This is a genomic window from Coleofasciculus sp. F4-SAH-05 (genome assembly GCF_040222985.1).
GTDB classification, from domain to species: Bacteria; Cyanobacteriota; Cyanobacteriia; order Cyanobacteriales; family Coleofasciculaceae; genus Coleofasciculus; species Coleofasciculus chthonoplastes.
Window position 1 is genome coordinate 65,682 of sequence record NZ_JAVKBY010000255.1, and the last position, 10,447, is coordinate 76,128.

Below are 10,447 nucleotides of genomic sequence, written 5' to 3' on the forward strand. Positions count from 1 at the left end.
GGGTGAAAAGCCTTTGTAAAACCCGCCCCTACACCCCTGTTTTCTCAAGGGCGGGTTTAGTCAACTTAAAATTCAGCGCTCAAGGGTGTGCGGGGGAAAGGAATCACGTCTCGTATATTTCCCATCCCCGTCATAAACTGCACTAATCGCTCAAATCCTAAACCAAACCCCGCATGGGCAACGGTACCATAGCGCCGCAAGTCTAGATACCACCACAACTCCTCTGGATTCATCCCCTGATTCTTGATGCGCTGCTCGAGGACATCCAAACGTTCCTCCCGTTGGGAACCGCCGATAATCTCCCCAATCTTGGGTGCTAGCACATCCATGGCGGCGACGGTTTTGCCGTCATCGTTCAAACGCATATAGAATGCCTTGATCCCGATGGGGTAATCGCTGACTATAACAGGTTTCTGAAATAGTTCCTCTGCCAGATAGCGTTCGTGTTCCGACTGTAAGTCTGTCCCCCACTCAACAGGATACTCGAACTTGCGGTCAGCTTTTTCTAATTGCGCGATCGCATCAGTGTATGTAATTCGCTCAAACTGGTTGTTGATAATATTGTCCGCCGTTGCCAGAACGCTATTATCAATCCGCTTATTGAAAAATTCCATATCTTCAGGACAGTTCTCCAGCACCGAGGAGAATACATACTTGAGAAACTCCTCCGCCAAATCCATATCGCCCTGTAAATCACAGAATGCCATTTCCGGTTCCACCATCCAAAACTCGGCTAAATGGCGGGATGTATTGGAATTTTCCGCCCGGAATGTCGGACCAAAGGTATACACATTCCCAAATGTCATCGCCATCACCTCGGCTTGCAGTTGCCCACTAACCGTCAGGTAGGCTTGGCGTCCAAAGAAGTCTTGGCTAAAATCCACCAATTGATCTTCGGTTTTGGGAATCTGGTTGAGGTTGAGATTGGTTACCGTAAACAGTTCTCCCGCCCCTTCACAATCGCTCGCGGTGATAATCGGGCTGTGAATCCACAAAAAGCCTCGTTCCTGAAAGAATTGGTGGATCGCATTAGCACAGGCGTTACGCACCCGTAGCACAGCACTGATTGTATTGGTACGCGATCGCAGATGTCCAATGGTTCGCAAGAACTCAAAGGAATGGCGTTTTTTCTGGAGTGGATAGGTGGCGGGATCAGCTTCACCATAAACCTGGACAGAATTTGCCCTCAACTCAATTCGCTGTCCTTTTCCCGGAGATGGTACCAATACGCCAGCAACTTCTACAGACGCCCCAGTGTTGATCCGTTGGAGAATCCTTTGATAATCGGGTACGTCAGGATTCAGGATGACTTGTAAATTTGCCAAGCAGGAGCCATCATTCACCTCCATAAAGGCAAACTCTTTAAGTTCTCGTTTCGTGCGTACCCAGCCCTGGATGGTCACGGTTTCATCCGGCTGACCGGTGCGTAAAAGTTGTGCGATCGGTTTTTTTTGCATAATTTTGCCAGTTTACCCAAATCAGTCCCACCTCATTTGCCCATTTATGGACAACTCATTCAGCTTTTTTAGCGTCAGTTGAATAGGAAATAAAGTTGGGGATCAATGTAAAACACTATAGAATCAATTGTTTTCGCGAATAAGCGGGGAATTTGTCATGAGTTGGAGATAGATAGTTTCACCGCCTTGGTGTGGATCAATCCTTCAAGCTCGGCGACGAGAAATCCGGGCAGAAACAGGATGGGCAGATTTGGCGGTTCGTTAACTATTGTGAAGGGTTGGGTCGCCAATTGGCAAGAAGAAGAGGGCAATTGGCAAGGAGAAGAGGGCGACCCGATACAATTGAGCCAAGGGCGACCCAATACCCTTGAACCAAGGGCGACCCGATACAATTGAGCGGATTGGGGTTGTTAATTGATGCAGGCGGGTCGCCCCTACAAGTTATTAATTGATGCCAGTGGATCGCCAGACAAGGTTGGGGGAGGTGCTTAACCTGCACAAGATTTAAGTAACCAACCGATCGCAATCCCCAGTCCCCCGAAGCGAACGGCTTGCCAAAAGGGTTCTTTAAACGCACTCCAGGAAACAAGTTGGCTCTCTAGATTAAGTTCAATGGTGTCAAGCTGCTCTTTAATTTGCCGGAGTTCAGCTTTCAAAGTGGGTTGATTACGGATTTGACGTGGCGATTGTCTAATTTGCTCGCGACGGTGCTGAAGCTGGGCTTGTCGCTGTTGATCCCGTTGGACTTGTGTATAGCGCTCTTTGAGAGCTTCCAGCGATCGCTCGACCTCAGATAACGCTTGCTCAAATTCGTCAGCATCTGGATTTTGCTGATTGGGATCAGAATCAGCGCTCATAAGGGAACAGGTAACAGTCGATAGGTGAAAAAAAAGATAAAATCAAACACAAGACCCCAGGGGTTTGAGCCGTGGGATTAGCTTAACAAACTTATACCTAGACCGATGGAATTGACAAAAACCGATAGTCTCAAGGACGCCAGTACCCTGGAACTTGCCCAAGCCCTGGCAGAACGCTTAGGGATTACACCCCAAGATTGGCATCGATTAAAGTCGAATCGCCCAGCTAGAGCCAAGGAGCAAGCAGCAGCGGCTTTAGTCTTTTTGCTCAAGGAACAGCCAGAGGAAGCTCTAGCTCGGCTGCATCAGGCGTCAGGATGGCTGGATCACTCGATCTGTGCCCCCCCTTGCCCAACCCATGGAAATCGCGATCGCTAGGGAATCAAGGGTAACCTTGATCGACTCTTCATGTGTTTACACACTCGCAGTTCAGTCCCTTGGGGATTCCAGTGAACTTGATCGAAAATTTGGTAGAGGAGGCATAACCCTCTACCATTTTCGGATTCATCATGGGGCAAAATGTCGTCAGAATTCCCTTGACGACAAGGCGGAGAAAAGCCGGGACCTTGATCTGAGATTATCCACCAATATTCGTCATTGATGACACAAAAGTGAACCATTACGGTCTTACTCGGGTCTAAATTATTGCCGTGCTTTGCCGCATTGACCAATGCCTCTTGGAGTCCAAGTCGGATCTCCGGTCGCCACTTGCGCGGAATTTGTTCGACAAGTAGGTCGAGAATTGGGCATAGGTAAAGGGTAGAAGCAAAGCTAATTGTTCCCCAGTTGCGTTCAACTGGGCGCAAAGATGATACAGCAATCACTTAAAAAACCCCTAACTTTTCGTTGGTGGACTGGATGCATGACACAGGCTATTGCCGTGTTTTTTGATCTCATTTTTCTCAAACCAGACTTTCCACACTCAGGTATGAGTTATAATAAAGGTTTGTCCAGATTTTGTATACTAGCACCCTAATCTTTAGAATGCGCTGATCGAATTTTGTAGAATCCTCATGTTCGATGTTTTGCATTCACCTCTCGCCTGGGCAGTTACAGACTCGTGCTTTTAACCTGTACGATATGGGTGATTGTTGCCCCGTGAAGGGCGCTTCCGTTTCCGGAGTAATGTTTGCCTCGCATAAGTTATGCCTCGGTACTATCTCCAACACACTGGTTTAACCCTGTAAGCCTGTTTAATGCTGGAGTTCTAGAGCTTGGGGCTGGCACGCACCCCAAGGTAGGAACTTTAACGCTTAGACATAACGTAGACCGCGTAGGTCTTAGGCTGGTCAGGTATGGGCTTGATTCAAGCCCCTAGCTGTCTTCTATGGGGTTCCTGACGCTCAATCTTGAGTTTCTCTGAACATCAGCAGCTTGGTGAGCTTCTTATGGTTGTGGTGAATACTTTCAACTACTGCCCATTGATTGGTAGATTGTGGTAGGATAAGTCAAATTTGCCTCTAGGGGGTAGTTTTTCTCTCTCATTAGTTAGAGAATGTACTTTATCTATTATTGTATCGAAACTCTCCTTTAAACACCAGAGCTTTGTTTTAAATTGGGGATTCGTCATTCATTAGGGAACAGTGAACAGTGAACAGTGAACAGGTTAGAATTTCGAGTTAACTTCCCCAGCTCCCCCAGCTTCCCCTGCTCCCCCAGCTTCCCCTGCTCTTGATAACTGATAACTGGCTCACTGATAACTGATAACTCCCTCATCCCTCCTGTTTTTCCAAGAAAGCCGCGCACTCAACATGGGGTGTTTGGCTAAAGAAGTCTGCTGGTTGAACGTGGGTTAATTGATAGCCATCTAGATGACAGAAGCGTTTAAGATCCCGTGCTAGGGTGGCTGGCTTGCAGCTAATGTAGACAATGCGTTGAGGTAGAACTGAAAGCAAGGTTTCAATCACTTGAGGATTGCAGCCCTGGCGTGGCGGGTCAAGTAATACGATATCTGGTGTGATCCCCAGTTGCGGCAGCACGGTTTCTACAGTTCCTGTTTCAAACTTGACATTGGTAATCCCATTAATCTGGGCATTGATTTGGGCTTGCTCCACGGCTGTCCCTTGCACTTCGATCCCCAATGCCTGATGTACCTGTTTAGCTAAGGGTAGGGTGAATGTGCCAATGCCACAATAGGCATCGACGAGATATTCTGTTCCTTGGAGTGCCAGCTTTTGCCGAATGACATTGAACAAGGCTTCTGCGGCTTCGGTGTTGACTTGGAAAAAGGTATCGGGTCTTAATTGAAACTCTAAATCCGCGAATATCTCCCCCAGATACGGTTGACCTAGGACATGGGTTTGATCACCGAAAATGACATTGGTACGGTGGGGATTCACATTCACACAAACACCCACCAGGTTAGGATAGCGATCCAGCCAGGTTTGAGCTTGCGTTTCCAGATTGGTTAAATTGGCATCAGTTGTGACTAAGGTTAAAAGCATTTCCCCAGTTCGGCGTCCAATCCGCAGTGACAGGTGACGCAATCGCCCTTGATGACGGCGTTCGTTGTAGATTGACCAACCTTGTTGCTGAATATCCTGCTTGATTTGGGCTAACAGGGGATTTAAGCGATCATCTTGAACGGGGCATTGATTCAGGTTAATTAGCTGATGTGTCCCTTTTTGGTAATACCCAGCTTGAACTTGACCCGAAGACGATCGCCGCATCGGATAGGTGGCTTTGTTTCGGTAAGCTAGGGGAGAGTCAGCGCTTAAAATTGGGGCGATTTCGATGGAATTGAAGCCGCCGATACGAGTTAAGGCTTGCTTGAGCAGATTTTCTTTGACTGATCGCTGATACTGGGGATCAATATGCTGCCACTGACAACCGCCACATTTATCTGCCACGATGCAGTGGGGGCGAATGCGATGGGGAGAGGGTTCGAGAAGTTGATCTAGTTTCGCGATCGCGTAATTGGGTTTGACGCGCACCAGCCTGACTCGGACATGATCCCCAGTCACTGTATTGGGGACAAAAACCACGCGATTCCCCAACCGTCCGACACCATCACCCCGATCATTTAGGTCTGCGATCATCAGTTCCAGCAGTTGACCTTGTTGCCACCGATCAGGGGAAACAGGGGGACGAGGGGACGAGGAGACAGAGTGATCCATAAAAATACAATACCGCTAAATTTGGTTACTGCACCTGGAGCGCCGCGTCTCAACCGAAAACTTTTCGCTCGACTGACTTTATTTGTTGTAGCTTGAGTCGCTAAACTACAAATGTTATCTAAGTTAACCCAATAAGATGAGCGTAGTTAGCCAAGTTATCCTCAAAGCCGACGACGAGCTGCGGTATCCCAGCTCCGGTGAACTGATGGGTATTAAAGCCTTTTTGCAGACGGGTGAGCAACGGATGCGTATCGCTTCCACCCTAGCAGAAAATGAAAAGAAGATTGTCCAAGAAGCCAGTAAGCAGCTATGGCAAAAGCGTCCTGACTTTATCTCACCTGGAGGCAATGCTTATGGGGAACGCCAGCGATCGCTGTGCCTACGGGACTACGGCTGGTATTTGCGATTGATTACCTATGGTGTTCTGGCTGGAGGTAAGGAACCGATTGAAAAAATTGGTTTGATTGGGGTCAAGGAGATGTATAACTCTCTTGGCGTCCCCGTCGCCGGAATGGTGGAATCCATTCGTTGCCTCAAAAATGCCTCCTTGGAGTTGCTGAGTCAGGAAGATGCCATGGAAGCGGCTCCTTATTTTGATTACATCATTCAATCGATGTCCTGACTCAAGACAACATTACTTGGTCATCAGGTCACCTTTGGATTGGTGATTCGGGATTCGGGATTCGGGATGGGGAAGCATTTTGCTCATAAGTATAGAGTCCCAATTTTCCCAATCACCGCCTCATCTCACCAATCATCAAGGATTTATTGACAAATCCTTGATGATCAAGTATAAAAAACCGACAGTCTCTATGGGGAGAACCTGTCGGCTATTTGTGTGTTCCCTATTGATGACTCGGCTAGAGTTCAGTCATTAGCTAGTATGCAAAATTAATCCGCCTGAGGATTGCGATCTCGATCAGTGATTGGTTGTGAACTTGATCGTAGCCAATTGTAATGTTTGCTTGTGAGGCGAGATGTATTACCTCAACCGAGGCTCCAGGTTGATCAAAAAACTGCCTTGGATTTCCTTATCGATCTTGTTCGCCACCCATTGCGTCTTTGGCTGGTTGATCGCAGCTTCGGAGTTAATCGCAGATGCGGATAGACCTTGGGTGTTGTGGCTGATGGGGGCAATATATATCGTATTTATTGATTTAGCCCTAACTGCCCCACTGACGCTGATTCAGAGCGTTTACAGCAGTTGGCTGAAGTCAGATACTCGCGCTTTTATTTCCGTGATTGTGGGCGCTTTTTTGGCCGTGTTGATTCTCTGCTGGATAGATGTTTTTGTCCGGATTCTGGTGCTGCTATCAGCTGGGGCGTTAGTGAGGTTAGATTTGCAAGTTGCCAACTTTGGTGAATGGAAAGCTTTCAGTGTTTTGGTCGTCTTTTCCCTGGTTGGCTATGGGTTAGGCATAATCGCACAACAGATCATGAGCAGTATTTTATGAAGGTCATTTGTCAGGGAATAGTTAACAGTTAATAGTTAAGGTAGAGTTTTGAGTTAACTTACTCATCTGCCCCATCTCCCTTCTCCCTCATCTGCCCCCTGCTGCCAGACGCGCCATGGCACGTCTCTACATTGCTCCCCCTGCTCCCCCTGCTCCCCCTGCTCCCCCTGCTCCCCCTGCTTCCCCTGCTGCCCTCCAAATTTTAATCCCGTTGTGGGAGTTGAATTTTCACAGCACCTTCTGGAGTGGTAACGATTTTACCGCCGAGTGCTTCAATCTGATTAATGGCACGTTGACGAGTGCGATCGTCCATGGCGTTTTGTAGCACCATTGACCAAGCACTGACTTGGGCTGATTTGCTTGAGGGATTACGGGCAATAAACTGGGCGGTTTGGCGGGAAATTGAGGCGACGTACTGACTTTCTTTATCTTCATAAGTGCTTGCCCATTCTGCGGCTTTCTCAAAGGATTGGCGGGCGGCTTGGGCGTCACCGAGGAATAACAGTTCATCAATTCCCTTATAGCGCCAGATGTAATAAGATTTGGGGGGGACTTTCGGGGAAAGCTGCTGGAGTCCTTCTTCCATTAATTCTACTGACCGATCTGGCATACCAGCATAGAGGGACGTGCTACCGGAAAGGAAAAAGTAGGCGTCTAAGAAGCGGGGGTCACGGGTCAGAATCACTTCAAAGTATTCTGGGCTAAGTTGATAGCCGGTGACATCGCGAGCTTCATCATCACCAAAGTATTGCAGGAAATTGAGAAAAACCCAATCGGCTACTAGGTTATCAAATCCGAATGTTGGTACTTTCTGGAGGAGATTTAGGCCTACCTTTTCGGCTTCGATTTGGCGTTGCAGTTCTATGGGAGAAGGATTTTCGCCTTTGCCTTGGAGTTGATTGAGTTGGGGAATTTGTAACCCCCCCACGGCAATGATACAGAGAAGGGCTATTAGGGAAGGGAAGAGAGATTGACGTAAGAATTGAGACGATTGGGTCAGCATTTTTGGTAAATGTATTGATTATTCGTTAGGGCGGTTGAACATCCGCCTACATAAATTAACAACCTGTAGGGGCGACCCGCCTACATCAATTAACAACTCCTGTCCACTCAATTGTATCGGGTCGCCCTTTCCTCACACCCTTTGTGTCATAGCGTTTTTCAGCAGGAGAAATCTAAGGGGGCGATCGCACAATTGAAGATTCAACCCAACTTGATAGTAAGATCGAAAATGGCTTACCTGCTCTCTGCCCATGCCCAAATGGTTTAACACGGCAGGACCGTGTAAAGCGGACATTCACTACATGCTCCCTCCCTTGGCTCGGCTACCCCAGCTAGAGCGACTGATTGTACAGCAGGGCTATTTTGTCATCCATGCGCCTCGGCAAACGGGCAAAACCACCGCCATGCTTGCCCTAGCCCAGCACCTTACTGCTAGTGGGCAATACACCGCCGTGATGGTATCCGCAGAAGTGGGCGCAGCCTTTCCCCATGATCCTGGGGCGGCGGAAAAGGCGATGCTCGATGCTTGGAACGATGACGCCAAATTTTGGCTTCCCCCCGAATTCTATCCTCCAGAGTTTCCCGCCTCTGAGCCAGGGCGACAGATTGGGGCGGCGCTGAGTGCTTGGGCGCAACAGTCCTCGCGTCCATTGGTTGTGTTCATTGATGAAATTGATTCTCTGCAAGATGAAACCTTAATTTCTGTGTTACGCCAACTCAGAAATGGTTATCCGAAGCGACCAAACGGATTTCCCCAGGCGATGGCGCTGATTGGGGTGCGGGATGTGCGAGATTATAAGCTGGCATCTGGGGGGAGTCGTCGTCTGAATACCTCTAGTCCGTTCAATATCAAGATTAAATCCCTAACCCTGAGAAACTTTACCTGTGCCGAAGTCGCCCAATTGTATGAGCAGCATACCACTGAAACCGGGCAGGTGTTTGAGAGGGAGGCAGTAGAGCGAGCGTTTGCATTAACTCAGGGTCAACCCTGGTTGGTGAATGCCTTAGCCAAAGAAATTGTGGAAGAGTTGGTTACTGAACCGACTCAACCGATTACTGTAAACCACATTGAGACAGCCAAAGAAATTCTGATTCAACGCCAAGATACTCACCTGGATAGTTTAGCTAGTATTCTGCGAGAAGACCGAGTGCGGGCGGTGATTGAACCGATGTTGATTGGGCAAGAGTTAGAGGATATTCCTCAAGATGATGTGCAATTCCTGATTGATTTAGGCTTGTGTCGCATGAGTTCACAGGGCGGTTTAGCGATCGCGAATCCAATTTACCAAGAAGTGTTACCTCTGGTGTTAAGCCAAACCCCACAAGCCTCTTTACCGCAAATTTCCCCCAGTTGGTTAACGTCTGAGGGAAAACTTGATCAACAGCAACTCCTCCAAGCCTTTCTCAGCTTTTGGCGACAGCATGGGGAACCCTTACTCAAAAGCGCCCCCTACCATGAAATTGCGCCTCATTTGGTCTTGATGGCATTTTTGCATCGGGTGGTGAACGGAGGCGGTACTCTAGAGCGGGAATATGCTATTGGCTCAGATCGGATGGACTTATGTCTGCGCTATGGGGATGTCACACTGGCGATGGAGTTGAAAGTATGGCGCCAGGGACGCCCTGACCCGATAAAAGCTGGACTCGATCAGTTGGATCGGTATCTGGCGGGCTTAGGGCTGGAGACGGGGTGGCTGGTGATTTTTGACCAGCGTCAGGGACTTCCACCGATTGCTGAACGCACCACCACAGAGTCGGCAAAGACAGCCTGCGATCGCCGAGTTGTTGTAATTCGAGGCTGAGGATTATGCGGTTTCCCACCCATTCCACAGTAGTCTACGAGTGTAGCAATCTATCTTACCGGAGTTGGAGAAAAGAAAGCGATCGCACCAAGCTATGTCATGAAACCCCTGGTATTGTAGGGGCGACCCGCCTGCATCAATGAACAACTCCAATCCATTCAATTGGGTCGGGTCGCCCAATACTAAATCAACAATACCAATACCTTGTAGTACAGGAAGATGAGATAGTGCTTTTTGTATATAGTTGGAGATGTAGAGGGGACGTTCGGCAAGGTTGGAGTTTAAATACTGCCGATAAGCTTGAGTCCCCAATAGCAGGGAACGGACAACGGAGGTATCAAGAAAATGTTGAGGACTATCTTTAGCTTGCATAGTGTTTAGTCCTCATCGCTACCTATCTCAATACTAGAGTTAAATTTTACGCAAAAGGGCAGGGTGTCGAAGCCCAAATCTTCCAGTTTTGAAATGGCTTGTTCGACATCTTCATTACTCAGTGGGGAATCAACTAAAGTGGTGAGCAGATCGCGAACCCCTTGATACTGATTAGCCTGATAGTTAATCCAGCTTGCTGGGAATCAGGCTGCGATCGCACCATCTTTGTTGATGGGTATGGAACAGGCGATCGCACGGTTCGTTGTTGACGACACTTTAAGGACTGGCTATAGGAAATCGAGCGAGGAGTTGCTCACGGGATAGCTGAGATAATTGCAAGAGGTATTGGCTTAACTGTTGGGGAGGTAATGCTAATAAAGAAGTGAC

Annotated in this window: 10 protein-coding genes; 4 read left to right on the top strand and 6 right to left on the bottom strand. The window is 48.3% G+C overall.

Annotated features, from left to right (window positions below):
- Positions 1 to 65 precede the first annotated feature (65 nt).
- Positions 66 to 1,457, bottom strand: coding sequence for an asparagine--tRNA ligase (gene asnS / locus RIG27_RS31465; protein ID WP_446351005.1), 1,392 nt, complete (start codon positions 1,455 to 1,457; stop codon positions 66 to 68).
- Positions 1,458 to 1,945: 488 nt separating this feature from the next.
- A complete protein-coding gene (locus tag RIG27_RS31470) occupies positions 1,946 to 2,314 on the bottom strand; it encodes a DUF2203 domain-containing protein (RefSeq protein ID WP_446351006.1) in 369 nt (122 codons plus the stop codon).
- 105 nt (positions 2,315 to 2,419) lie between these two features.
- On the opposite strand from RIG27_RS31470, the gene RIG27_RS31475 reads away from it, so the two are divergent.
- Positions 2,420 to 2,692 (top strand): DUF6439 family protein, encoded by a 273-nt coding sequence (locus tag RIG27_RS31475; protein ID WP_446351007.1) that lies wholly within the window; start codon positions 2,420 to 2,422, stop codon positions 2,690 to 2,692.
- On the opposite strand, the gene RIG27_RS31480 is transcribed toward RIG27_RS31475, so the two are convergent.
- Together RIG27_RS31480 and rlmD are read right to left on the bottom strand one after the other, a co-directional pair.
- Positions 2,689 to 3,135, bottom strand: a complete 447-nt coding sequence (locus tag RIG27_RS31480) for an ATP-binding protein (RefSeq protein ID WP_446340109.1) — start codon at positions 3,133 to 3,135, stop codon at positions 2,689 to 2,691. The genes RIG27_RS31475 and RIG27_RS31480 overlap by 4 nt on opposite strands.
- 891 nt (positions 3,136 to 4,026) lie before the next feature.
- On the bottom strand, positions 4,027 to 5,430 hold the full coding sequence (gene rlmD / locus RIG27_RS31485) for a 23S rRNA (uracil(1939)-C(5))-methyltransferase RlmD (RefSeq protein ID WP_446351008.1): 1,404 nt from the start codon (positions 5,428 to 5,430) through the stop codon (positions 4,027 to 4,029).
- A gap of 136 nt (positions 5,431 to 5,566) precedes the next feature.
- On the opposite strand from rlmD, the gene RIG27_RS31490 reads away from it, so the two are divergent.
- Together RIG27_RS31490 and RIG27_RS31495 are read left to right on the top strand one after the other, a co-directional pair.
- Entirely contained in the window at positions 5,567 to 6,052 is a 486-nt protein-coding gene (locus RIG27_RS31490) for an allophycocyanin (RefSeq protein ID WP_446334032.1), read from the top strand.
- A gap of 418 nt (positions 6,053 to 6,470) precedes the next feature.
- On the top strand, positions 6,471 to 6,884 hold the full coding sequence (locus tag RIG27_RS31495) for a hypothetical protein (RefSeq protein ID WP_446351009.1): 414 nt from the start codon (positions 6,471 to 6,473) through the stop codon (positions 6,882 to 6,884).
- A gap of 202 nt (positions 6,885 to 7,086) precedes the next feature.
- Here the strand turns inward: RIG27_RS31495 and RIG27_RS31500 are convergent, their stop codons facing one another.
- Positions 7,087 to 7,887 carry a hypothetical protein gene (locus RIG27_RS31500; RefSeq protein ID WP_446351010.1) on the bottom strand — a complete coding sequence of 267 codons (801 nt, stop codon included), beginning with the start codon at positions 7,885 to 7,887 and terminating at the stop codon, positions 7,087 to 7,089.
- Positions 7,888 to 8,137: 250 nt separating this feature from the next.
- Here RIG27_RS31500 and RIG27_RS31505 point away from each other — a divergent pair, with 250 nt between their 5' ends.
- On the top strand, positions 8,138 to 9,688 hold the full coding sequence (locus RIG27_RS31505) for an ATP-binding protein (RefSeq protein ID WP_446351011.1): 1,551 nt from the start codon (positions 8,138 to 8,140) through the stop codon (positions 9,686 to 9,688).
- Between the two features lie 3 nt (positions 9,689 to 9,691).
- Here the strand turns inward: RIG27_RS31505 and RIG27_RS31510 are convergent, their stop codons facing one another.
- Positions 9,692 to 10,060 (bottom strand): hypothetical protein, encoded by a 369-nt coding sequence (locus RIG27_RS31510; protein ID WP_446351012.1) that lies wholly within the window; start codon positions 10,058 to 10,060, stop codon positions 9,692 to 9,694.
- Positions 10,061 to 10,447: the final 387 nt, after the last annotated feature.

Excerpts from the sequence above, each read along its gene's own strand:
- RIG27_RS31510 (WP_446351012.1), bottom strand. The coding sequence starts at position 10,060 with ATGCAAGCTAAAGATAGTCCTCAACATTTTCTTGATACCTCCGTTGTC.
- RIG27_RS31505 (WP_446351011.1), top strand. The coding sequence starts at position 8,138 with ATGCCCAAATGGTTTAACACGGCAGGACCGTGTAAAGCGGACATTCAC.
- rlmD (WP_446351008.1), bottom strand. The coding sequence starts at position 5,430 with ATGGATCACTCTGTCTCCTCGTCCCCTCGTCCCCCTGTTTCCCCTGAT.
- asnS (WP_446351005.1), bottom strand. The coding sequence starts at position 1,457 with ATGCAAAAAAAACCGATCGCACAACTTTTACGCACCGGTCAGCCGGAT.
- RIG27_RS31490 (WP_446334032.1), top strand. The coding sequence starts at position 5,567 with ATGAGCGTAGTTAGCCAAGTTATCCTCAAAGCCGACGACGAGCTGCGG.
- RIG27_RS31475 (WP_446351007.1), top strand. The coding sequence starts at position 2,420 with ATGGAATTGACAAAAACCGATAGTCTCAAGGACGCCAGTACCCTGGAA.
- RIG27_RS31470 (WP_446351006.1), bottom strand. The coding sequence starts at position 2,314 with ATGAGCGCTGATTCTGATCCCAATCAGCAAAATCCAGATGCTGACGAA.
- RIG27_RS31500 (WP_446351010.1), bottom strand. The coding sequence starts at position 7,887 with ATGCTGACCCAATCGTCTCAATTCTTACGTCAATCTCTCTTCCCTTCC.